The 23,134-nt window shown below is 48.3% G+C and carries 21 protein-coding genes; 12 read left to right on the top strand and 9 right to left on the bottom strand.

Annotated elements, in window-relative coordinates; all coding sequences use genetic code 11:
• Nucleotides 1–48: 48 nt before the first annotated feature.
• Together HCH_RS02865 and HCH_RS32070 are read right to left on the bottom strand one after the other, a co-directional pair.
• Nucleotides 49–2,118, bottom strand: coding sequence for a sensor domain-containing diguanylate cyclase (locus tag HCH_RS02865; protein WP_011394605.1), 2,070 nt, complete (start codon nucleotides 2,116–2,118; stop codon nucleotides 49–51).
• A gap of 115 nt (nucleotides 2,119–2,233) precedes the next feature.
• Nucleotides 2,234–2,989: an ankyrin repeat domain-containing protein gene (locus HCH_RS32070; RefSeq protein ID WP_011394604.1), complete on the bottom strand. Its 756-nt coding sequence runs from the start codon at nucleotides 2,987–2,989 to the stop codon at nucleotides 2,234–2,236.
• Nucleotides 2,990–3,134: 145 nt separating this feature from the next.
• On the opposite strand from HCH_RS32070, the gene HCH_RS02855 reads away from it, so the two are divergent.
• The 12 genes from HCH_RS02855 (at nucleotide 3,135) to HCH_RS02800 (ending at nucleotide 18,912) form a co-directional block, all read left to right on the top strand.
• Nucleotides 3,135–3,422, top strand: a complete 288-nt coding sequence (locus HCH_RS02855; protein WP_011394603.1) for a SelT/SelW/SelH family protein — start codon at nucleotides 3,135–3,137, stop codon at nucleotides 3,420–3,422.
• A gap of 269 nt (nucleotides 3,423–3,691) precedes the next feature.
• A complete protein-coding gene (locus HCH_RS02850; protein WP_011394602.1) occupies nucleotides 3,692–4,942 on the top strand; it encodes a tyrosine-type recombinase/integrase in 1,251 nt (416 codons plus the stop codon).
• 352 nt (nucleotides 4,943–5,294) lie between these two features.
• Nucleotides 5,295–5,510, top strand: coding sequence for a helix-turn-helix transcriptional regulator (locus HCH_RS02845; protein ID WP_011394601.1), 216 nt, complete (start codon nucleotides 5,295–5,297; stop codon nucleotides 5,508–5,510).
• Nucleotides 5,511–5,512: 2 nt separating this feature from the next.
• Nucleotides 5,513–5,890, top strand: a complete 378-nt coding sequence (locus tag HCH_RS02840) for a hypothetical protein (RefSeq protein ID WP_148212455.1) — start codon at nucleotides 5,513–5,515, stop codon at nucleotides 5,888–5,890.
• A 373-nt stretch (nucleotides 5,891–6,263) separates the two neighbouring features.
• Nucleotides 6,264–6,704 (top strand): RadC family protein, encoded by a 441-nt coding sequence (gene radC / locus HCH_RS02835; RefSeq protein WP_011394599.1) that lies wholly within the window; start codon nucleotides 6,264–6,266, stop codon nucleotides 6,702–6,704.
• A 28-nt stretch (nucleotides 6,705–6,732) separates the two neighbouring features.
• Nucleotides 6,733–7,041 carry a hypothetical protein gene (locus HCH_RS02830; protein WP_085944393.1) on the top strand — a complete coding sequence of 103 codons (309 nt, stop codon included), beginning with the start codon at nucleotides 6,733–6,735 and terminating at the stop codon, nucleotides 7,039–7,041.
• 277 nt (nucleotides 7,042–7,318) lie between these two features.
• Complete coding sequence (locus HCH_RS02825) at nucleotides 7,319–8,164, top strand: DUF4261 domain-containing protein (RefSeq protein WP_041598385.1); 846 nt, start codon at nucleotides 7,319–7,321, stop codon at nucleotides 8,162–8,164.
• Between the two features lie 44 nt (nucleotides 8,165–8,208).
• Nucleotides 8,209–8,865, top strand: coding sequence for a hypothetical protein (locus tag HCH_RS02820; protein WP_148212454.1), 657 nt, complete (start codon nucleotides 8,209–8,211; stop codon nucleotides 8,863–8,865).
• 482 nt (nucleotides 8,866–9,347) lie between these two features.
• On the top strand, nucleotides 9,348–10,193 hold the full coding sequence (locus HCH_RS02815) for a DUF4261 domain-containing protein (protein WP_011394595.1): 846 nt from the start codon (nucleotides 9,348–9,350) through the stop codon (nucleotides 10,191–10,193).
• A 31-nt stretch (nucleotides 10,194–10,224) separates the two neighbouring features.
• Nucleotides 10,225–10,941: an imm11 family protein gene (locus HCH_RS02810; protein WP_011394594.1), complete on the top strand. Its 717-nt coding sequence runs from the start codon at nucleotides 10,225–10,227 to the stop codon at nucleotides 10,939–10,941.
• A 68-nt stretch (nucleotides 10,942–11,009) separates the two neighbouring features.
• Nucleotides 11,010–11,693 (top strand): imm11 family protein, encoded by a 684-nt coding sequence (locus HCH_RS02805; RefSeq protein ID WP_011394593.1) that lies wholly within the window; start codon nucleotides 11,010–11,012, stop codon nucleotides 11,691–11,693.
• Complete coding sequence (locus HCH_RS02800) at nucleotides 11,686–18,912, top strand: putative Ig domain-containing protein (RefSeq protein WP_011394592.1); 7,227 nt, start codon at nucleotides 11,686–11,688, stop codon at nucleotides 18,910–18,912. The genes HCH_RS02805 and HCH_RS02800 overlap by 8 nt, the downstream gene beginning before the upstream one ends.
• A gap of 149 nt (nucleotides 18,913–19,061) precedes the next feature.
• On the opposite strand, the gene HCH_RS02795 is transcribed toward HCH_RS02800, so the two are convergent.
• The 7 genes from HCH_RS02795 to HCH_RS02770 all read right to left on the bottom strand — a co-directional run bounded on the left by HCH_RS02795 (nucleotide 19,062) and on the right by HCH_RS02770 (nucleotide 23,105).
• Nucleotides 19,062–19,616, bottom strand: coding sequence for an SMI1/KNR4 family protein (locus HCH_RS02795; protein WP_011394591.1), 555 nt, complete (start codon nucleotides 19,614–19,616; stop codon nucleotides 19,062–19,064).
• An 18-nt stretch (nucleotides 19,617–19,634) separates the two neighbouring features.
• Entirely contained in the window at nucleotides 19,635–20,303 is a 669-nt protein-coding gene (locus HCH_RS02790) for a hypothetical protein (RefSeq protein WP_011394590.1), read from the bottom strand.
• A 71-nt stretch (nucleotides 20,304–20,374) separates the two neighbouring features.
• On the bottom strand, nucleotides 20,375–20,611 hold the full coding sequence (locus HCH_RS02785; RefSeq protein WP_011394589.1) for a tetratricopeptide repeat protein: 237 nt from the start codon (nucleotides 20,609–20,611) through the stop codon (nucleotides 20,375–20,377).
• A complete protein-coding gene (locus HCH_RS02780) occupies nucleotides 20,604–21,029 on the bottom strand; it encodes a hypothetical protein (protein ID WP_148212453.1) in 426 nt (141 codons plus the stop codon). The genes HCH_RS02785 and HCH_RS02780 overlap by 8 nt, the downstream gene beginning before the upstream one ends.
• Before the next feature lie 181 nt (nucleotides 21,030–21,210).
• Nucleotides 21,211–21,858, bottom strand: coding sequence for a hypothetical protein (locus HCH_RS33525; RefSeq protein WP_011394587.1), 648 nt, complete (start codon nucleotides 21,856–21,858; stop codon nucleotides 21,211–21,213).
• Nucleotides 21,859–22,263: 405 nt separating this feature from the next.
• Nucleotides 22,264–22,626: a histone-like nucleoid-structuring protein, MvaT/MvaU family gene (locus tag HCH_RS02775; RefSeq protein ID WP_011394585.1), complete on the bottom strand. Its 363-nt coding sequence runs from the start codon at nucleotides 22,624–22,626 to the stop codon at nucleotides 22,264–22,266.
• A gap of 194 nt (nucleotides 22,627–22,820) precedes the next feature.
• Nucleotides 22,821–23,105 (bottom strand): EamA family transporter, encoded by a 285-nt coding sequence (locus HCH_RS02770; protein ID WP_011394584.1) that lies wholly within the window; start codon nucleotides 23,103–23,105, stop codon nucleotides 22,821–22,823.
• Nucleotides 23,106–23,134: the final 29 nt, after the last annotated feature.

The following is a 23,134-nucleotide window of genomic DNA, read 5'->3' as shown; positions in this document are numbered from 1 at the left end:
CAATTAGACCGGGCGGCGAGCCGAAGGTTCCATGCGCATTGCAAATGATCACGAGTATTGCTTTTCCTGATACATCCTGTTGTCCGCCACATTCAACAATGTATCCAGGCAAGCGCCGTCTCCAGGATAAGCAGCGTACCCAATGCTGACGTCCACGTTACAACTGACGTTCTTAATATGGATAGGGCCTCGCAGGCTGTGCTTGGTCTTGTGGATGATGCCGTGTAGTTGATCTTTGGAGCAGTGGCCATTTAAAAGGATGACAAATTCGTCGCCTCCAATTCTCGCCACCGTATCGGATTCGCGGAAACTTTCCCGCAAGCGCTGCGCCACCGCCACTAATACCGCATCGCCGACATCATGCCCGTATTGATCATTGATCGGTTTGAACTTATCCAGATCGCAATACAGAACCACTATTTCATTCGCACACCGCCGCGCCATATGTTCCGCCTTGGTGAACAGTTCATCCAACAGACGCCGGTTGGCGAGACCTGTGAGATCATCATGATTCGCCATCTCTTTGAAGCGGGACTCCGCCTCTTTCAGCTGAGTGACGTCAATAACCGACCCCAAAATGGACGTACGCCCATCCCGATGGCTGATAGGACGGCTGGTGTAATTGAAATAACAGAGAGAGCCGTCTTTCCGGATAGTACGCAGGCAGCCGTGAAAAGGTTGATTGATCTTCAAGGCGCGCTCCGTTGCATTACGCAGCTCTTCACGGTCTGATGGATGTATGAAACTCATAAAGGCTTCAACACTGAGGCTTCGCGCCTCAAAAGGCAGCCCCACCATGGAGCAAAACTCCGCGTTACAGCATACGCTCCACTGTTCAGGCAAATACTCAAAAGAACCCAATTGGGCGATCGCCTGCACCAGACTGAGCTGCGTGTTTTTCTCCTCCAGTTGTTCAGTGCGTTCCTTTACTTTGGACTCCAGGTCGATATTGATTTTCATAACCTCTCGTTGAGTTCGCACCCGCATACGCAAGCTGACGATCAGTAGCATGACCAACAAAGCGAGAAAGCCCACGATCAGCACTACGCCCCAAAACAACGCTTTGTGCTGCTGATACAAGGTCACCGGTCGAAACAACAATAAACTGTCCAGCGGTAAATCATCCTCTCCAATGTCAAATCGAAGCATCTCGCGGAAATCAAACACATAGCGGTTTGGGCTGTCGGTCACAACGGGGATATCGCCCACCTTTTCCCCCCTGAGCGCCCTCAATCCGATATTGGCTGCGACACGCGCCTGCTCGAAATGAGAAATCACTTTCCCACCCAGAATGCCTTGGCCAATACCATGCATCCATAAGTGAAACAGCGGCGCCTTCAGGTGATCCCGGATCAAAGACAGACTCTTCTGAAACTCAAGCGTCGCGCCATTCTTATCTCTAAACGGAGAGATCAGGAGCACAGGATCACTGGCGGGGATCGCGCGCAACTCCGCGTATAACTCTCCAAAACTCAGTTGCTCTAATGACAACACCCGAAAGTTGCGGTCCTGACTTCTCGTCATAAAATGGATAAAGCTGCGAAGATCGTTACGCCCCGTGGTAGTCGCATCCGTAATCACAGTAATCGGCGCCTTAGCGCCATATAAGCGCCGCATCAACTGCACGGTGTCGTCCATTGAAATAGCTTCCACAACGCCAGTCACCCCACTTCTTCCGCTGAGGCTTGCCGCGAGTCGCGCGTCATTGACGCCAAAGAACACAATTGGCGTCGCAGCGAAGAGTTCCGCTTGACGCTCAAGCGCAAAATTAAGCGCGTTATCATCGCCCACGATCAGCAGCTCATAGGCAGGCAGCGCTTCCAACTTCCCCTTCAACAATTCGTGAAAGCGTTGATAGTGATCAGGGCTGTTAAGGCGTTTGCTGTCCATGAACTCAATATCAAGTTCAATATTTTGCCCGTCAAAAGCGCTATTGAGCCCTCTGATCTGCTCAGAAAACGTAGGAAATTGAGGATGATACGAGCTGATGAACAACACGCGACGGGTTGCATCATGAATACCAGGGGTTATCGCAAGCACTCCGTTACACGCCAACATCCCCCAAAGGACGCCAACGGCGAAGAACACCCCCAGACTTCGCCCGGGAGATACGCACATAAACCTGATTCCGACCAACACCGCAGCGCGTTGATTTGGGCGAACGCCACGCTGGTTATTATTTTCTGCGCCCTTTATCAGTCTAGGACGCAGTTCAAATTTTATCCAACTCTGACTAGGAACGAGCGCCAGACTGCAATAACAGCATTTGCAGGTCCTGCAGTCCTTTCTGCTGCGCCGTGCTGAGTGCGCTCTCACCCGAGGAGTTGCGGTAGTTAACGTCAACACCGGCGTCAACCAATAGCTGCGCCATCAACAAGGAGTTCTGCTCCACCACGTACATCAACAGTGATCTGTCCGCATACACCACATTTACATCCGCTCCGGCTTTGATCAGCGCTTTGGCGGTGGATAAATGACCTTTTTGCACCGCCAGCGCCAGCGCTGTGGCGCCATTCGCCATTGGATAATCCAGCTTCGCGCCGGCCGCCGCCAGCACTTTCACCCCTGTGGCGTCGCCCCGTTCAGCCAGATAGTGCAATGGCGACGGCGCACCTGCGCGACGCCCCACATTGGGGTCCGCACCGGCTCTCAGCAAGGCGATCACTGCTTCCGTGTCGCCATTTTGCGCAGCGACATCCAGCGCGGAGCCCACTGGCGTCACAACATTCACCGGGCTGCCCGAGGCCAGCAGACTGCGCAGCCGTGCCTGATCGCCTTGCTGAGCCGCTACAATGACTTTTGTCGGCTGCTCAGCGGTGAGCACCGCAGTTTGCTGCTGAGACGGTTGCGAACTGCAAGCGCTCAGTAAGGCGCCTGTCGTCAGCGTAAACAGTATTTTTTCAAGTAACGCCAACAGGAGCCTGACGCCCTTTCGGCTTGAGAAGAGAAAATAATATAGGGGGAGTTGACGGTTTCGAGTGCGAAGCATGTTGGTTTCCTATGCCGCTGCTTGTGTCTTAATTATTATTCGCGTTGGAAATGCAAGTGTCCGACGATGCTTACCGCACTCTCATCGTCGTCTCACCTTCAATTTATAATAGGGAAAAAATCACGAGGAATATGCGGACCACACCATGAAACCCAAAATATCCATACGTTACTGTCCACTGTGCGGCTGGCTGCTGCGCTCCGCCTGGATGGCGCAGGAGTTGCTGACGACATTCACTGACGAGCTGCAGGAAGTCGCCCTGGTTCCCGCCGGCAAAGGCGAGTTCAAGATACTTTGTGATGACGAAATCATCTGGGATCGCAGCGCGAACGAAGGCTTTCCCGATGTCGCAACACTTAAGCAGACAGTCAGAGACGCGGCCTGTCCAGATAAGTCTCTGGGCCATATAGACAAATCCCGCAACAAAGGATAGTTCCACTCACCCGCGTCTGAAATTAGGCTGGAGACCAACCTCTCCTGTGGTTAAACTTAGGCCCCTCGATCAGGGGCCAAACTCATATTCATAGACAACCAAAAAGATCCAGCAGATCAAAGAAGCTATTGATAATAAAGGATAATTAGTCCAGCATTATCCGACACAAGTCACCCACAATCATTTCAAATGCGTACCGGGGAATGTACCGGTTTACAGCATAGATTCCTTCAATAAATTTTCGAATGGACTTATGGAGAGCAGTATTAATGGGAAAACTGAGCGACACCAAAATACGTAATGCTAAAACGGAGACTGACACCTGTCTTTCGGACGGTAACGGCCTTTCTCTTCGCATCTACCCCAAACGAGGAAAAATAGCTCGGACCTGGGTGTTTCGCTACCGTCGCCCCGCCACCAAGAAACCCGCCAAGCTGTCATTGGGCGATTATCCTGTTATTTCTTTACGTGCCGCTCGCCAACAAGCAGAAATAATGCGCCAGCAACTATTTGAAGGACTTGATCCTCAATATGTGCAGAAGGAGCAGCGAGCTGAAAACGCAAACGCCATCACCACGCAACAATTATTCGAATCCTGGCTGACATTACAAAAGTCAGCGAAGGAAGTAACCGACAGGACTTTAGCTGATCATGAGGCACGCTGGCGCGTCCACCTAGAGAAGTCGCTTGGGCCGCTGCTGGCCAAGCATGTCATTCGTCGTCAAATTGCAGCAGTGCTTGACTCCATGGTCGCCAAAGGGATAAAGGAAGAAACGCGTAAATGCTTGTGTTTGTTAAAGATGTTGTTTCGATTTGCAGAAGAGCGTCATCTGATCAAAGAGAACCCCATTGAGGGATTAAGCGCTAAAAGCTTCAAAATTACCGCTGGAGCACCAAGAGATCGAGCGCTGCCGCTCTCCGAGTTACGCTCATTCTGGCGTCTACTAGATAGTGCTTCTATCACTCCTGCAACTGCCAACGCATTTAAATTACTAATTCTCACTGGAGCCCGACGTGGTGAAGTCACAATGATGCGCTGGAGCGAACTGGATTTAACACAAGGCATGTGGGTACTGCCTCCCGAGCGCACCAAAAACCGCAAGGCCCATACTCTATACCTGCCTAATCTGGCAATGCGACTCATTGAATCCATGCGCCCTATCAGTGGACATGGCGAGTATGTGCTTAGTCTAGGCAATGGAATCACACCGTTAAGTACAGAGGGCCTAACCGTCACTCTTCGGCGACTGTCAACACGGCTGGAAAGTGTTCCACACTTCACTGTGCATGATCTGCGTCGCTCAGCTGCTACGGCTTGGGGAGAGCATCTGAAAACCTCACCACACGTTATAGAAAAGATGTTGAATCACCAGCCTCGTGACCGACTGGTAGCAACCTACCAACGGGCCGCCTATATAGACGAGCAAAAGATGGCCTGGAAAGCTTGGGGGGAGATGGTGGAGAACCATGTCGCCAACGACTTTGGAAACGTAGTTCCTCTTCACGCCCGTCAAGACTAACTCTCTCTATGGCGGCGCATTTCAGTTAACGCCGCCATGCCTACTCAGGATCTTAAAGCGTTAGTAACGTCGCCAATTTACGCATGCTTTAATTTTCTTTCGAATATAAATAAATCGTAATGAAAGCACTGGCTAAAACTAGAGCCATGCACATTATTACTCATTAAATCTCATTCTTGCACATTAGTAAGAGGCACCCTTTTTCGTATTTGCCCCTAAAGCGACTGATACGGTCTAAATCAGCCACCAAAATCATTTTAACCTTTTGATTTTGTTGATAATAAAACGGATACCAGTATCATTTCACGACGATTTGCAACATCCGTTTTCGAGCCAAGGAGTCCGATAAAGCATGGCGGAAATGATTTTCAGAATTAAAGAAACAACCAAGTTAACAGGCCTTTCCAGATCGACAATTTACGAGCGCGTAGCCTCTGGCAGCTTTCCTCCTCCTGTATCCCTGGGACACAGGGCGGTAGGTTGGTTTGAATCGTCTCTAGACGACTGGCAAGCCTCATTAAAAGCTGGCGTTCCTTATAACCAGTGGGTTAAACGCAAGGAAGCATGACATTGAGAAATAATAGATTTTCAGCAGTGATAGGAAGCCTGAACGAGGGCCCTACCAATTCGAACACTGGCAACCACCGATTACACTCTGAGTTTGTCAATATCATGGACGACCTGGGGCGATTCACCGAGCAATCGACAGCGATAGTGGTGGCGCTCTCAGCGGATTGCGAGTTGGGCGAAGTACTAAGCCCCTCCATCAAACTCAGCCTGTTCTCGCTGCTCAAGGACCGCCTGGAAGATATAGCCTCTCTGGAGCTGCGCTTAGGTCGTTGCTTCAAAGAGCAAAGTAGGCCTCTGTCCGTACCTGGTTATGACAGGCCTTGTAATGTCCATTATTCTAGAGGTGGTTTCCGGCAAGCCGGAGATAACTCAAGGTGATGAAGGTATTCATTGCGGTCCTGTATATGGGCCGCGTTTTTTCTTTCCCACCCTCGCGCCTCGTCAGTGGTTGAAGTTAACCATCAATCCTGTTTCAGCATCCCAATTCCAGCATACAGACACCTGCTTAGAACCTACCTGAGTCCAATGTATTTTTGGACATAGAAATAAGGCTATGTACTCTGGGCCGTCCAGAGTCGCAGTCACCGGTCGTTACGCGATACGCCTTGATCCCTAAAGATTGATATCGATACTTCTTTCCAAAAGAGTCCGATTTCGCAAGTTGACACAAAGGACCATTGGTCCTATCATACATCCATCCTATTTTGAACGACCGGCCATTAAGGCAAGGTCACCAACCGGAGAGAAACCGTTGAAAGGCGATCAAATCATTAAGCAGGCATTGACCATTCTGACTAGCAGACTGACCCAGCCCGGCGCAGTCATCACTAGCCCTGAATTAGCGTACGACTTCCTGAAACTAAAATTAGCCGAACTGCAATATGAAGTGTTCGGTGTTATGTTTCTGGATAACCAGCACCGCGTAATTGAATTTGACGCCATGTTCCGGGGAACCTTTGATAAAGCCACCATTCATGTCCGTGAAATCGCTAAAAAAGCATTGCTCCTGAATGCGGCGGCGGTCATCCTCTCGCATAATCACCCGTCGCAAAACTCCACCCCTAGTCAGGCTGACATTCGCATCACGGAGGAAATTAAGAAGTCTCTTAACTTTTTTGAAGTGCGAGTGTTGGATCACGTTATTATCGGCGGGACGAACAAATACAGTTTTGCGGAAAACGGGCTCTTGTAGCCCGCTCCCACTCATTTTTGAGGCAACAATGACGGAAGAAAAAGGCATTTACGAAACTCAAACTCAAGGTGAGAAACTAACTCAGGGAACGCTGGAGCCATTCGCCAGCCCAAACTACCACCCTCCCAAGGAAAGCGACGTCAGACTCTTACTGCGTATTGCTGGTTTGACCGGAGCCGAAGCTGGAAAGCTGGTAGGGGTTGATGCTCGTAGTGTACGCCGCTGGTGTGCGCCGCCCGATACTAGCAATCACCGCCCGATTCCATACAGCGCTTGGCGCTTGTTGCTCATAGAGGCTGGGCTCGTTCCTGGCAAACAGAATATTCAAGAACCGTGAAATAAGCGCTACTCCAGCAAGAGCCAGCCTGTATAACTTAAGTCAGGTCTAGCCGAGCCAAGGCAGAAGAAGCGAGAAGGAGTGACTTTAGTTCTAACTCTGAAATCTACGAATTAACGCTATACAAATACGCCAAGCTCGAAATGAGGATTTTTGCGCGTGAAAATTCAGCTCAAATAAATCTGTCGCTACGTCATTTTATAACGTGCATAAATCAACAAGGTCAGTTGAGTAGCTGCTGTTTTACTCATTATTGTAGGAAAAATACGAGACACTCATGAACAACCAAACCGAAAACCAGAAACCCGCGTTCCCTAACGTGATACAAATGATGCTTCTAGCTTCACCTTTCACACTTTCCGCTGCTGAGCTAGAGGCTTACCTGAGAGAGGCATTGGATAATCAGTCTGTTTCTGTACAAGGCTCAGATGAATCGGAAGGATGCTTTATGATTACATGGGGAGGGTTGATATTTACAATAATGTCAATTGACAAACCTATTCCAGCGGACGAATTCGATGTTGCTCTACGTACTAGTTTCCGCCTAAAAAATGGCGAGAATCTCATCAAGAGCCATAAAGCACATTTGATCATTTCTCCAATGAACGCTATGAATGATCAGTTGCAAGCCATCTATCTAGCCTTGCGAGTAATGACAATTGCCGACTTGCTAGCCCAGCAGTCAGAACCTTTGGCATTTTATTGGAATAAGTCACAAGTGTTGGCAGACTGCGAGCAATTCTCTCAAGCGGTGCGTGAGGCTGGTGATGCGATGCAAAAATTTAACAGTAACATCCCTAATGCACTGTATGAATTGCCCACAACTTACTTGGCTGGATTGCGAATTCTGTCGTCAGATAATAAAAGCAGATTCGGAGCGATTACTAAAGGTCTTGATGTCTTAACTGGTTTTGAAATCCAGATAGATCCTTTCGATGGCAAACCATCTGAAGTCGCCAGGCATCTGTATGGTATGGTCGGTTATATCCTAGCAAATGGCCCCGTATTCAGTGAAGGCAATACCATCGGCATGGAGCAGGATAAGCTGTTCAGTATGCGAATGATCCCTAGCAATGAGGAACTCCCTCCTCGTTGGGCGATGAAACTTGAGTCTATAAATTGATATAAAACACGCCATAAACCTATTTTATATTCAACATGATAATTATGAACGAGAAAGCCATATATTCAGATTGCGAATCTTTTACCGCCTTCCCAGATCCAGGTAAAGTATTTTCTTCCGAGCTAGAAAAGCGCCTCCTCCTTCCTCTGGGCATTTATAAACTTGGAGACGATATAGAAAGCGAAGTATTGCTTGCGATTCCACTTGGGAATGAAGAAGGTCTTTTAGGCATTGAAAATATCGGTGACAATTGTGGAGATCTTTGGCTAACGTATACAAACAAGGATGGAAGGTGGTCTCTAGATTGCACTGAAAATAACCTCCATTCCTTCGAGCATTTCTCGGAGGTAGCGAAAGAGAGGTTCCAAGAAACTAAAGAGTCATTCAAAAAAGATGGATACATAACATCTTTAGGCGATATAAGCTCGAAGCTCCCACTTCTCCATACAGGAGGGAGTATAACAAGCTATTCAAACTGCTTCTGTGAAATACAGGACCACTTCTGCCACACTCTTTCAGACATCCCAGGAGACGAAGGTAGTCTTAATAAATACGTTAAAGTTTTTGACAAACTGGGTCACGAGTACAGGTATATAGGGTATGCGGAAGGTGCAAATTACTCTCATAGGTATATGCCGGAATTCCATTTCTTCTATAAAAAGGAAACAAAAACCACTCTTGTCATTTCAGAGTTTTCTTAACTTTTAACCCTCAACAAGCCAACGCCAGGATAATTCGGCCCCCTCTTAGCGGCAACATGGAGACCCTGGGAGAAAACGCTTACAGATACAGACCTAGGGGAGCACCCTTAGCCGCGCACATAAAAAGTTACGTCACTGTTCCTAATTTTCAGTAGCCGGACTGCCTGAAAGATGTAAAATACGCCCTTATTTCTCGCCTGCCTTAAGGGAATATCACACTAATCATGAAGACAACCTATCTCCGCCGCCACAGAGCCTTTTTTCCCGTCACCATCCTGGGCAATACCCCCTGATTCAGAGTGCAAGAGTTCCGCCGCTAGCAGAGCTGTTAGCGCCTTAATACTTACGACTGCTCTCTATAACCGAATAAATCTGTCGCTACATCATGTTATAACATGCATAAGTCAGCAGGCTTCGTTTTGTACCCACACTAACGGAACTTGCATTACTCTTTTTTATGGAAAAGAAAATACGAGTCAATCATGAACAACCAAACCGCAAACCAAAATCCCGCCTTCCCCGGCGCTATCCAAATGATGCTCCTCGCCTCCCCCTTCACCCTTTCCGTCACTGAGTTGGAGGCTTACCTTAGGGAAGAACTGGATAACCAGTCTGTAACGGTTCAAGGTTCAGAGAATGCCGAAGATGGCTACGTTATTACCTGGGGAGGTATGGCGTTTGCGGTAATGGTCATTGATAAGCCGATTCCAGCTGACACTTTCAATGTTGCGCTACGCACCAGCCACCGCCTAAAGAATGGCGAGCAACTTATCAAAGACCATAAAGCGCACCTGATTATTTCACCGCTGAATACAACCGACGATCAACTTCGAGCGATATATTCCGCTCTTCGAGTAATGACAATCGCCGACCTGCTGGCCCAAAGAGCAAAGCCCTTGGCATTCTACTGGAGTAACTCAGAAGTGCTGGCTGACAATGAGCAGTTTGCTCAAGCCGTTCGCGTTGCAGGGGAAGCCATGGAGAAGTTCAACAGTGACGTCCCCAACGCTTTGTATGGATTGCCAACAACTTACTTGGCTGGAATACGTATTTTGTCTTCAAAGGACAAAAACATGTTCGGAGCGATCACTAAAGGCCTCGACGCTTTAACCGGATTTGAAATCCAGATCGATCCTTTCCAGTGCAAACCCTCAGAGGTCGCCAAGCACCTGTATAGCATGGTCGGCTACATCCTGGCTAACGGCCCAGTGTTCAGCGAAGGCAACACCATCGGCATCGAACGGGACAAGCAGTTCAGAATGCGCAAAATTCCGGCTAATGATGTGCTGCCTGCTCGTTGGGCGATGAACGTGGAAACCATTAATTAATTCAATAAAGCAGACTGTAAGGATTCTAATCATGTTTTATAGATTTTTATCAAAGCTGGCGACACAAGAGCGTTTGGAAGCGTTCCCTGTTCCTCGCCCCGGAAGCGACGCGAGAGAGCGCTGGGGAGTGGGCCTAATCCATTACGAAAAAAAATTCACTCCCGCACCGGACATCTTTCAACAGCCAGGTGTTAAGTTTTTTCAAGCGCCGCTTTTATCTGATCGCCCAGTCATGACTTGCTTACGTTTTCACCAAGGGAAAGAGGTGGAACCAATACCGGACTTGTGGGGTGTTGGTGGTTATCTATTTATCTCCGAACGAGCAAAATCTGTGATCAAAAATATAGACACAATGGAGCATGAATACTTTCCCGTGCAATTGCTCAACCACAAGGAAGAGCCAATTGCTTCTGAGCAAGCTTATTACTGGTTTAATGAGCGACGCTTTCTAACTATTACGCCGTCTAATCGAGTAGCCACAGCGGCTGAGCTTGGCTTTTATCCTATACCAAAGGAAGAGGACTTTATGGCCAGGGTTAAGGACTCCCCTACTTTAAGGGAGCAGTTGGGGCAAATCCCTTTGTGGCGACATTGCATAGCTGACATTGATCAACGGCATTTAAAAGCTCGCACAGTCCTTTACCTAAATGAAACTCTAGTAGAGGCATTTCGTGTAGAAGGTATAAAAGGATTAGACCTATATAGTGAAAAATATGGCATTACCGAAGAGTCGCTATGCAGTATTTAAACACAAAAAAAGACTAATGTTTATTACTTTAACTAGCTTTATAAATCATGGATGCATAGGACTACAAAATGATTTACAGACTAAAAACTGACTACGGAAACCTACCATCAGGCATACACTTTTCTGTACAAAGTACTCTTCCATTCAAAATGGATCGTAAACCAGGGCCTGGCGAGTACACCAATAATCTAGAAGAGATCACCCCTGAGAATTCTCCACACTGCAAACTATATAAAGCACCGCTGTTGGCAGAGTGGCGCATGAACACACCACTTGAGGCCACATTAATCGACTGGGAAATACCAGACATTCTAGTTTTGCTTGAGCATATATATGTATCAAATAAAGCAAAAATAATAATAGAGAATAATGACCCATTTCTTCACCAGTTCTGGCCAGTTGAAGTTTTTGATAAAAAAGGAAACCAGATTACAGGCAAACAATTCTATCACATGAACATGCGTAGATACGTGACCATTGAGAATCTCAATTTGCCACTTATAGGCATGGACTACAATGCTGCGAGTAGTATTGAAGAAGAGTTTATACCTACGATTCAGCATATCACCTCAGTCAGAAACTATATAGAGACTCTCCCTCTTTGGAAGCATTTTCACCCACCACACTATTTAGTTAGCCCTTTATTTATAAATGAGGCGATGTTTATGGCGCTCCAGCAAGGAGGCGTTTCTGGCATCAAAGAGTATACGCAGTTATATGGAAAGCAAGGAGAAATGGTAGCTCATGTCTAATGTGTTTGTTGATGGAAGCGGGACCGCTCTCCGCAAAGAAATGGATAATGTAAACGAAAGCCTCCCGAATGAAATAGCTTTCAATAAGAATGCATATGGCACGGGGGCAAGTGTCGAAGGGCATCACCTTATTCCTACCGAGGTGGCAAAGGAGTTTGAAGGCTTCTTTCAAGAAATTGCTGATCACTCAGAGGGTCACTTAGTTTACAACCAAGACAACCCAAGTAATGGGGTCTATCTTCCTAAAGAAAAGGGCGCTGGCAAGAAGGGACCAAATTTTGCGGCAGTTCATAGCGGATCGCATCCAGCTTACTCCGAGTTTGTCCGCCAAAGGCTAGTGTTTTTGCAGAAAGAGTATAGTGATAAAGTCGCTATTTTGGCGAACCAATATGGGGATGCCAGTGACCCAGACTACCTTGATAACCGCAAAGCGATGGCTGCGGAGGCATTTAATAAAATTGCCTTATTCCAGCAAGAATTACGCAACAGTCTAATTTCGAACACACCCAATGGAGTCACATTTTTCCTTAATAAAAATGATGAGCTCTATAAAAGCCGCTATTCGACACACCCAGATTATAACCCCAATTCATCACAAACAGACCCGATGGCGAAAATCATCTATAACAATGCCGGGCCGCAATTTGATGAGAAGTTAAAAAAGTCAAAACTCACTGCTGAATACTTTATGTGGGACGGCAAAAGTGAGACATATAAAATTGGGTACATATTTGGCGGCTTTACCCCCGACAAATTCAATAAGGCTGTTACCGGCATTAGTGGCCTAACTGGTAAGGCAACATTGGCAATTGCTTTACTATCCGTCTCCGCTATCGCGAAGGCAGATTTTATTGATAATGACGACCTCACTCTTGAGGATATCGCTGAGATTATTGGGAACTCCAATTTGGAAATGTCGGCGGATGTTTTCAAGTCGCTTATTGCAGATATTGCAACAGAAGGGGTAATTGCCATCGCTGCTAAATTGCTAGGCGGGCCTTTCGCCTGGATTGGCACAGCTTACGAGATTTACGAAAACTACGGCGCTCTGACCGCCTCACTCCAAATTGCGGAAGTGGCTTTCCCTGGAAATGAAACCTTGGCGCAGCTAAACGACACGCTCAAGGCCATGGAAGAAACCCTCAGCGGCATTTGGGAGTCAGAACCCGGCAAGTCAAACGAAGTGATCGAAGTCGTGTTTGGCGAGAGTATCGAAGGCGGAGAAACCAACGATGAATTGGTAGGCGGCGCTGGCGGCGACTGGCTCTTTGGTTTGGCTGGCGACGATACGCTGAAGGGCGAAGGCGGCAACGACGAGCTTTATGGCGGCGACGGCCATGACACTCTGGAGGGCGGCGCAGGCAATGATCGCCTGGAGGGAGGTATCGGAGACGACACCTACGTCTACACCAAAGGCGATGGCGCGGACTACCTGCTTGACTATAACGGCGCCAACCGAATCCTGCTCAAAGCCAACGCATCCGATCCTGGCAAAGTCGTCACCGAAATTACCCGTGTGGCGGCTGACAGCAACATCTTCGAAGACGCGGACGGCAACCGGTTTGTCCTGACCGATTCCAACAAACTGATCATCACCATGAAGGATGACGACTCCGGCGGCTCTCTCACAATCAGCTTTTTTAACTCCATCGACCCCAACTTGAACTTTGGCATTACGCTGAAAGATCCCATCGAGGAAACCGAGCCCGACCCTGTTGACGCCTACAACGTCGGTACAGGCGAAATCCTCCGACCCGGAACCACTTCCACCATCATCAAAACCAGATGGGAAGCGCGTGACGGCTTGGCTTATCAGGATGAGATCAATAAATCCGGCCTGATATTTAAAGCGGAAGACGCGACCAAGCTGTGGGACTACGCCAATGGCAAAGACCATAATGGCGCTTCGCTGCCGGAGTGGAAAAAAGGACAGGCGGACAGCGGCTATGTGTTCTTCTTTGAAGGCACTGATCATAAAGACCAGTTTTATGGCGGCCATCAGTCAGGCGATTCCTTTTATGGACGCGCTGGCGACGACTTTATGGATGGCGCGGCGGGCTCGGACCTGTTAGTCGGCGGTAGCGGCAGTGATCGCATTCTTGGCGGCTCAGGCAATGACTGGATTTGGGGCAACGACAGCCAACGCCTGTTTGACGACACTGGCGCGCCAACTCCCAACTATGCCAAGGAGTCCGCTTCTTCCGAAGATTATCTGGACGGCGGCGATGGCGATGACTGGATTTCCGGGGATGAAGGCAACGACACCCTTCTGGGCGGTAAAGGCAATGACCTGCTTAGCGGCGGCGCAGGCGCAGACATGATATCCGGCGGCGAAGGCGACGACCACATTCACGGCGACAGCCGCAATGAGTATCGGTCCAACGCTTCGTCAGGCAGCGCTCAAATCAGCAATGACGACCTGCTCACGGAAGTGGAGGAAGGCGTCTCCTATGACGACGTTCTCTCCGGCGGCGAAGGCGCGGACAGGATTTGGGGCGAAGCCGGTTCCGACGTTATTGACGGAGGCGAAGGCGACGATATCCTCTGGGGCGACCGCAGTCAGGTGACGGATCTACCTGACCTGGACCCTCTACTGCATGGCAACGACACCATCTCTGGCGGTGCAGGCAGCGATCAGATTTACGGTCATGGCGGCGATGACGTCATCGATGGCGGAGCCGATAAAGACTACATCTGGGGCGATCACGATAAGCTGGCCGGCGAGTTTCATGGAAACGACCATATTGACGCCGGTGACGGCGAAGGTCAGATCATCATCGGCGGAGGCGGCAGCGACGTCATCCTGAGCGGCAGCGGTCGGGATATGATCTGGGCGGACAGCACCTATGACGCCACCAGCATCACCTCAAATGGCAATACCTTCGTCGCGCCTACGACGCCACAAGGACTGGACGAGGCTTTCCATGGCGATGACGAGGTGCACGCAGGCGGAGGCGATGACCAAATCCTCGCTGGCGCAGGAAATGACAGAATATACGGCGACGCTGGCGAAGATGTGATCTACGGCATTGCAGGCAATAACTACCTGGATGGCGGCGATGACAAGGACTTCATCTACGGCGGAGTCGATATTGACCATATCGTTGGCGGCGCTGGCGCCGACACGCTGTATGGGAACAAAGGCGACGACTGGCTGCAAGGCGGCTTGGGCGGCGACTTCCTGTATGGCGACGAAGGTAACGACACCCTGGACGGCGGCGGCGAAGGCGACGTGCTGGCGGGGGGAGAAGGCGACGATACTTACATCGTCAAAAGGGGTTATGGCGTCACGCATATCAAAGATGAAGAAGGGATTTCCACCATCAAGTTTGCGGATACATACGCCTCGTCAACAATCAACGTCATTCAAGGCGAAGACAAAGTCACCATTCGATATGGCGCGGAAGGCGACGCCGTTGTCATGTCAACTCAGACTTTCAAGAACGCCAAACTGGTATTGGCGGATACCAGGGGTCCCGCTACACCTGGATATGACGCAGCAGGCTCCGAAGGCCCTGTTTCCGGCAGTCTCAACAATGATGTGATCGACTTTTCCGACAAAGAGAGCGACACCAGCATATATGCTGGTGAAGGTAATGACATCCTTTATGGCGGAACGGGCGACGACAAGTTATTTGGCGAAGGCGGCGATGACACTTTAGATGGCGGGCTCGGCAATGATCGCCTCAACGGAGGCCTTGGCGCCGATACGTATAACGTCGAAATTGTTGGTGGATTTAACGACATCATAGATGAAACCGGCTCTGACAAAAACCACTTGAACATTACCGGCGTTGACAGCCTTGACGATCTGGTTGTCACCAATGACAGGGAGTGGGGACTGGTCATCACTACTCGTCAGATTAATGCTCGTTCATTATGGTTGGGCAACCTCCCCGAACACTATCATCTAGAGGGTATAACAACATACGATATCGCACTTCCAGCCTTGGGACTTAATCTGGATAGTGACGCCATTCTTGATAAATTAATGGAAGGCAATAGTTTCTCTCAGATTATCAGAGGCAATGAAAGCGCCAATGTCATTACGGCGGAAGGCGGCGACGATAATGTTCACAGCTATGGCGGCAATGATTACCTGTATGGCGGCTCTGGTCAGGATTATCTCAACGGCGGCGATGACAATGACGTCATCTACGGCGGCAGGGATAACGACGAGCTACAAGGTGGCAATGGCGATGATGTTTATGTTTATCAAAGTGGCGATGGCGTCGACACAATCGTCCTCAATAAGTCAGGGCTTGGCGACAAAGACATCCTGGTGATTCAAGGCTTGTCGAAGCACGAGCTATGGTTCTCCCAATCATCAGCGGATCTGACCATCTCCAAAGCTGGCGACCCCAGCTCACAAATCCGTATACCGAACTGGTTCAATGCGGACTATCAGGCATTAAGCGCCATTCGACTGGAAGACAGCTGGCTGAGCAGTGACGATGTGGCCCACTTGGCGGACGCTATGACGCGCAAAGAGGGAGAAACCATGGAGGCGTTCCGTGCCCGAGTGGGCCAGGAAATCGATCTAACCTGGAAACCTCATACGCGCACCGACAACCATGGCCCGACTATCGGTCGCCCTGTAGAAACCATTGTCGTTAATGAAGATTCTCGCTGGACCTATTCTTTACCGACAGGGACCTTTGTGGATGCGGATGGGGACATTCTGACCTACCAGGTAAAAATGGAAAGTGGCGAAGAGCTGCCCTCATGGTTTGGCTTTCATGAAAGCGGTACTCTCTACGGGCTCGCCACCAATGACGAGGTGGGAGAGCACGCTCTCATCGTCACCGCTACGGACGGCATTGCTTCAACCTCCATGCGCGTCACCTTATCCGTGCAAAACGTCAATGACGCTCCTGTCGTCAGACAGCCGATTAAGGATCTGCAAACACAGGCGAATAGCGATTTCACCTACACCCTGCCGGATAACACCTTCAGGGATGACGATGCAGGCGACACGCTGGAGTACAGCGCCACCTTACCCGACGGCGCCCCCCTGCCCGACTGGCTGTATTTTGACCCCGACACTCGAACCTTCAGCGGCGTCAGCGACACCGCTGGCGTACTGGAGGTCAAAGTTACTGTCAAGGACAGCGCGGGTATTGAAGCATCAGATAACTTCAAGCTGACCACCTATCCCGAACCCACTGAGCCCACTGGCGATCCAAGCCATGAGTTTAGTTTTACCGACAACAATCTATACGCCACTATCGGCCAAGCGGATATTGTCGGCGACTGGACACTGGAAGCGCGGGTGAAGCGCTCCGCTGACTCCGATGGGACGTCCATCTTACTGAACTCAAGCAAGCACTCCATTCGCCTGGGACAATCCGGCGACGGGAAAGTGGGCATTGGCGTGTATGGCCGCAGCTATCAGGCATTTGACTATACGCTTCCAGTTGATAAGTGGGTGAACTTGACGCTGGTGAAGCGGAGTGGTCGAACCCACTTATACGTGAATGGCGAATTAGCAAACACTCTATATAGCTCGATCAGTCTGCCGCTTAGCACATTAAGCAAGAACAGTGCTCTAGCTGACTTGGATGACAGCCTGTGCGACCTGAGAGTGTGGAACTACGCCAAAGACGCTGACGCCGTCGCGGCGGCCTGGTATACGCCATTGACCGGCGAAGAAACCGGTCTCCATCTCTGGTACGACTTCAGCGAGGGAGAAGGCGCTCTGCTTAATGACCGAAGTGGAAACGGGCGTAATGCCGTACTCGCCTCCACAGATACGACCGGCGTCTGGGGCGAGGTTGTGTCAGGGACGGATTCCAGCGGTTCCGGTGAAAATCACGCTCCCGAAGTCATCGGCTTGCAGGAAGGCGTCAGCATCTCTGAAGACGCGCCCTGGAGCTTTACCGTTCCTTCCGGCCTTTTCACGGACTCAGATGGCGACGCGCTTAACTATGTCGCCAAGCTGGCCAATGGAAACGCCCTGCCCTCCTGGTTGAACTTCAACGGCGTTAAATTTACGGGGACTCCCCGAAACGCAGACGTGGGAGCCTATGAGATAGCGCTTACGGCGTCGGATGGCCAAGCCTCAGCCTCCACCGTATTCAACTTAACGGTCGAAAACGTCAATGACGCGCCGGGGGTCAGTATGGAGCTTCTTAACGTGCTGGCGAAAACCGGTGAGACGTTAAACTTCACCGCTCCGGCTGAAACCTTCAGCGACCCGGATGTGGGCGATGCGCTGACTTACGCCGCCACCCTGGCGGACGGCAGCCCATTGCCTGACTGGCTGAGCTTTGATGCGGAGACATTGACCTTTAGCGGTATCGTCGGCAACGAAGGCGTTTACAACGTCATGCTGACGGCCACTGACCGCGCTGGCGCACGAGCCTCTGAAAGCTTTACGTTGAATGTGTCGCCAGGGGAAGCCCCCTCCCCTGGCTCCTCCAGCCATGAGTTCAGTCTCCCTGACAACAACCGATACGCCACCATTGGCGAAGCGGATCTGGCGGGGGACTGGACGCTGGAGGCGCGAGTCAAACGCTCGGCGGACGTCGATGGCGCGTCAATTCTGCTGAACTCCTCCAGGCACTCCATCAGGATGAGTCAGTCCAATAGTGGAAAGCTAGGCCTCGGTGAATACGGACGCTCCTACCAAGAGCTTAATTACTCCGCTCCATTAGATAAGTGGGTTAGCCTGACGTTAGTAAGAGAAGGCAAAACCACACACCTATATGAAAACGGTGAATTAAAGGCGACCCTCAACTCCAGCATTGACCTGCCTTTGGGCACGCTGAGCAAGAATAGCGAGATTGCCGATCTGGAAGGAAGCCTCAGTGATTTACGCGTGTGGAGTTTCGCTAAGAATGCCGACTCGGTTGCCGAGACATGGAACGCAACTTTAACTGGTAACGAAAGCGGCCTGCACCTCTGGTACGACTTCCGAGAAGGCGAAGGAACCACGGTGCATGACCAAAGCGGCCACGGCCGCGATGCGGTCCTGGCTTCCGGCAATACCACAGGCGTGTGGGGTGACGTGATTCCTGGCACAGGCGGAGCCACCATGGCGGCTCTCACCATGAGCGATTGGCCGGAGCCCGTTCTGGCGGATGATTCAGACATGGCGCATAAGGTAGAAGCGCTGGTCAGCGCCATGGCGGCGTTTGATGCGCCATCGGGTGGTGAAATTCTGCTTCCACATGATCCGCACAATCAGCCGAGCATGACCATAGCGGCGGCCTGGTAAGCCCTGACGTCCGTTATCTAACTCAATCTCAGGCCGTCTACTAGACGGCCTTTTTTATGCATCAGGAAAGGCTGTAAATGACAAGGCTAAATTTTTAATTTCGCGGGTATAAAAAAAGACTTAAGGGTGCGGTGTTGGGCGCTCAGGTATTAGAGATCTGACCCGCCCCCCTCCTCAGAGGAGCCGACGCTTCCAACTATCGCCTGACATAGAGCTTGCGTCTCCTCATCAGCTCTTGCAATTAAGAACTCAACCAATGATCTCATATAGGTATTAAAGTCAGGGTATGAATCACCAAACTCAATTTCATAGCCCGGAAACCAGTATTGAAGGCCATACTCACCAGTTACTGGATCATACTTCGACTTATCTAAAACCAAGTTACGAGAGTCATGACCGGCCTTGATTAATACGAAATGCCTTGGCATCACATAACACCATCGCCTGCCTTTCCTTCTGCGAATATTCTTATAATAGCTGTTTGCTCGAATGATGTGATTCCAAGACTGGTAGCTCTCATCAAATAGACAAAGAGAATCTGCATAGTATTTGCTGGCCTGCATAAATCTAATTAACGACGCAGGGAGAGTGATTTCATAATGAGCATTGATTTTCTCAATACTGCTTTCGGTGGGACGCCCTGCTTCGCACTTGCTCCAGCTCAGTACGTCAAATAAAACAGGTAGCTTTTCTTCAGGAATCATGACTTCATCCCCCTATGCTCAGTAGAACTCCAGGCCAACCAGAACACGTCTTGTAGGCGCACAATACAAGAAATGGAGTTGAGGGTTTAGACAACGTGTATACACATCTGAATACAGATAACCTAAATATTGATAAGCATTTCCAGACCCATCATAAAATATGGCTAACTTGGAGCTATACTCACTGGTCTGGTCAAGCAACCTGAAAGGCACTCTTTTGCTTAAACTCGCAAACCAATTCGAGCCGCTGGAAATTTCTTCCTTTGGGATAAACAAAGGGTAATTTCCACCTGGTGATGTACATTTTGAGGGTTTGGGTAAGCTCCCAAACTCTATCAATTTCTTCTTTGTTTCTAGGTAGCTTTTTAGGGTTTCTGCTTTCGTCCCTCGGAAGTTATACTCAAATGGACTTAAATCCTCAGGGGTGCAATCAAGCTTCCATTTATCTTCCACCTTCGAGTAGGAATACCATTCCTCTCCGATGAACTCATTAAGGTCTTCTTTTCCAACCAGCCCCTCACTGTCACCGAAAGGCGTTGCCAGTAGTATTTCCTCATTAAACCTTTCCGGCCTATACATAGCCAAAGGCAGCATTACTGACTTTTCAAAATCACTCGCAAAGACATCACCCGGCTCAGGAAAGGCCGTAAAGTTATCGCTGTTTGTGTAAATGCTCTCGGCTATCATTACTGATCCCATAATTTATAAGCGCAGAACATAATCATCAATCTGCCCTGAAAGTAAAATATCTGTTATATTTATGGACCACGAAGTTCATTTATATATTCCAATTCATTAATGGCCACATCATTGTCTGGCTCAATTATCAAGGATTTTTGCAGAGCTTCTTCCGCTTCATCAAGCCTTTCCATTTCGATCAAAATAAACCCTATACCGCGCAGCGCCGCAGCTTTAAACATAGACTGACTTGAGTATCTATTAGCAAGAAAAAGAGCATCCTGATAGGTTTTATGGGCCAGAGCAAAATCATTCAATTGACCTAAATATATATCCTTTTTCTATTTTGGCTCCAGCGGAGATTGGAGCGATACTATCTATCTTATTAAGCTCCGCTAAAGCCATTTCAAAATACCGATTTGAAGAATATATATATGCCTTAATTCGAAGCGCTTCCGTATAATACCAATCTATTCTCTGAACTGTTTTTTTATCGCTAGCAATAAACTCCTCAAACTCAGCTTCCGTTTTAAAGGCATATTGCTTGACTTTCTTGTTAAAAGACTCTTCAATCTTTGATGTCATCTCATCAGCAATTGCAAAGGCCTTTGAGTACTGATCATCATGAACAAGCTTCCAAGCATTTACAATGTCTTTGTGGTATTGATTGCCTTCCACTGGATTGGGTAGAGATTCTATAGATGTTGAAACAGTTTCTGTGGCTTCAAAGGCCATAGATGGAATTGAAAAAAAACACAATGTAGTACAGACAAATAACACAACAATCTATTTTTAATCATCATCTTACGACCTAAACCCTTACTTTCCAGCCTGAAACGAACTGATTCGTTTTTTTATTCTTCCAACTTGGAGCAAACAATCTATTTAGAGTATCCCTAGCATAAATATCACAAGACTATATCAAATTGATTCTACTTCTATAAGAGATATCAATTATGTCACATGGAGAATCATGACATGAAAAAGAAAATGGAAATTCACAATACTTTGAGTTTTTTATTGCACGACAACTTGCCCAAAGAACCATCATATAGACAAAAAGCCGAGCAATTTCATGATCTTTCGAATATGCATCAAATTCTAACCCTAAATCATTCCAACACAACAATTCCTCAGCGACTTCGATTTGTCCGGTATCATGATAGAATCCCCCAATCCAGTCATGATTATATTGTGAATATTCACTACAACCACAAAGAACCGAGCTTACATAATACAACCCAGGGTTATAGCACAAATAAATAGCATCTACTGGATATCTACGGTGCTGTATTTCTTCTTGTAAAAACAGCTTATCTAAATTTTCAAGGAGATTATTCTCATACTCCAAAAAACACAATTCTATCTTTTTAGGGTCTAGTCTCGAAAAATAAGAGTAGATGAATTCACTGAATTCGGATTTAAATAAGCTCAGGCTGCCTGAGGCCACACATTTATTAATGCAATCAATAAACATTTGATAAACTTCAGACAACTTACCTCCAAACTCAGCGTAATCAGCTGGGAGGTTTTCTAGTTCTCTGATCAGAGATTTTGGGTCCATTCTTCACCTACTGCTTTATTTAAGGATAAACCTGCGCATAATGACCTACCAAAATTGCATACGATGCACCATCAATAATGGTTATAAGCAAATCGAAATCTATTGTATTAAATTCTATCAAAATATTTTCCTTTTTCGCCACAATAATAAGAGGTTATTCACATCTAACTCTCCAGCAGACCCATTACATACAGAGCCGGAGTTTTATTGCTTCGAAAAGTTGACCAAGAGGCAAGTGGTAAACCGAGATTGCCACCTCTCCATGATCTGCGTGACCAAAACGAGAGTAGATGCAATTACTATTCTCATTGGTTCTTCAGGACAAAGCATGAAAAGTATTCAAGGAATAAAGCCCCTTTGAAAGAGGCGTTAAATCTAGAATGGGTTTGGAGCTTTCAGGCTGGATTAAAAGACTAACCAGCTTTCAACTTTTTCTTTACCGTATTTTTCTTTCCACTCATTCAGCACTTTGTGGTTTCCGCCGCGAGTCTCTACCGTTTCTCCAGTTTTTGGGTTCTTATATACTTTTAACGGACGAGTGCCGCGACGTTTGTCGGACGCCGACGCTTTAGAGGCCGCTTTCCCGCCACCGCCAAGCAGATTGATCACTTCATCCCGTGAGACTCCATACTTGGACATTAAGTCTTCCAGCTTCTTCTTGAACTCCAGGCTCTTCTTCAGGCCTTCATCATTTTCAAGCGCCTCAAGCTTCTTCTTGAGGGCTTCAATTTCGGCCAGAGTATTCGCATACGCATTTATTTTTTTCATTTTATCCCCAAATTTTATACGGTGAACTAACAGTTTAATGTTGACTATCAAGCTCATCTATTACGAGTTGAATAACGAGTATAGCCCACTTAATTTCAGCAATATACCGCTGGGAATATCAAAGTATATGCGATGGCCAAGTACGGTTTGGGAGTGTGAGCAACAAGCATTAAGAGACTCGTTGCTCTCACTTATTAAGCCTGTTCAGTTGCCGCCACGGGCTTCTTTACAGGCGTCCTCATAGATAGAAATATTCCTGAAACCGTGACCAGCATAGCAATCAAAGCAAGCGCATCCTGCTCTTCCCCTAAAAATATCCAGGCCATAATGCTTGCGGAGATGGGCGTAGACATTCCTATTATGTTGTGAACCGTTGGATTCAACTTCATAGACGATAGGTTGTTCAGCATATTCGGGACAAAGGTGGCGATAACGCCAAGACCAAGTAGATAAGAAATATTAGGGGCAGTAAGTAGCAAAATAAAAATTTTCTAATAAAATAGGCGAC

Origin of the sequence: Hahella chejuensis KCTC 2396, from assembly GCF_000012985.1 — a bacterium.
GTDB classification, from domain to species: domain Bacteria; phylum Pseudomonadota; class Gammaproteobacteria; order Pseudomonadales; family Oleiphilaceae; genus Hahella; species Hahella chejuensis.
The sequence above is the reverse complement of the archived record's forward strand: the minus strand, read 5'-3'. Positions and strand labels throughout refer to the sequence as shown.

What these genes read in the sequence shown, in the direction of transcription:
- HCH_RS02820 (WP_148212454.1), top strand. Translation starts at nt 8,209, where the DNA reads ATGAACGAGAAAGCCATATATTCAGATTGCGAATCTTTTACCGCCTTC.
- HCH_RS02790 (WP_011394590.1), bottom strand. Translation starts at nt 20,303, where the DNA reads ATGATAGCCGAGAGCATTTACACAAACAGCGATAACTTTACGGCCTTT.
- HCH_RS32070 (WP_011394604.1), bottom strand. Translation starts at nt 2,989, where the DNA reads ATGCTTCGCACTCGAAACCGTCAACTCCCCCTATATTATTTTCTCTTC.
- HCH_RS33525 (WP_011394587.1), bottom strand. Translation starts at nt 21,858, where the DNA reads ATGGACCCAAAATCTCTGATCAGAGAACTAGAAAACCTCCCAGCTGAT.
- HCH_RS02855 (WP_011394603.1), top strand. Translation starts at nt 3,135, where the DNA reads ATGAAACCCAAAATATCCATACGTTACTGTCCACTGTGCGGCTGGCTG.
- HCH_RS02810 (WP_011394594.1), top strand. Translation starts at nt 10,225, where the DNA reads ATGTTTTATAGATTTTTATCAAAGCTGGCGACACAAGAGCGTTTGGAA.
- HCH_RS02825 (WP_041598385.1), top strand. Translation starts at nt 7,319, where the DNA reads ATGAACAACCAAACCGAAAACCAGAAACCCGCGTTCCCTAACGTGATA.
- HCH_RS02795 (WP_011394591.1), bottom strand. Translation starts at nt 19,616, where the DNA reads ATGATTCCTGAAGAAAAGCTACCTGTTTTATTTGACGTACTGAGCTGG.
- HCH_RS02865 (WP_011394605.1), bottom strand. Translation starts at nt 2,118, where the DNA reads ATGTGCGTATCTCCCGGGCGAAGTCTGGGGGTGTTCTTCGCCGTTGGC.
- HCH_RS02850 (WP_011394602.1), top strand. Translation starts at nt 3,692, where the DNA reads ATGGGAAAACTGAGCGACACCAAAATACGTAATGCTAAAACGGAGACT.
- HCH_RS02780 (WP_148212453.1), bottom strand. Translation starts at nt 21,029, where the DNA reads ATGGCCTTTGAAGCCACAGAAACTGTTTCAACATCTATAGAATCTCTA.
- HCH_RS02775 (WP_011394585.1), bottom strand. Translation starts at nt 22,626, where the DNA reads ATGAAAAAAATAAATGCGTATGCGAATACTCTGGCCGAAATTGAAGCC.
- HCH_RS02815 (WP_011394595.1), top strand. Translation starts at nt 9,348, where the DNA reads ATGAACAACCAAACCGCAAACCAAAATCCCGCCTTCCCCGGCGCTATC.
- HCH_RS02800 (WP_011394592.1), top strand. Translation starts at nt 11,686, where the DNA reads ATGTCTAATGTGTTTGTTGATGGAAGCGGGACCGCTCTCCGCAAAGAA.
- HCH_RS02830 (WP_085944393.1), top strand. Translation starts at nt 6,733, where the DNA reads ATGACGGAAGAAAAAGGCATTTACGAAACTCAAACTCAAGGTGAGAAA.
- HCH_RS02805 (WP_011394593.1), top strand. Translation starts at nt 11,010, where the DNA reads ATGATTTACAGACTAAAAACTGACTACGGAAACCTACCATCAGGCATA.
- HCH_RS02845 (WP_011394601.1), top strand. Translation starts at nt 5,295, where the DNA reads ATGGCGGAAATGATTTTCAGAATTAAAGAAACAACCAAGTTAACAGGC.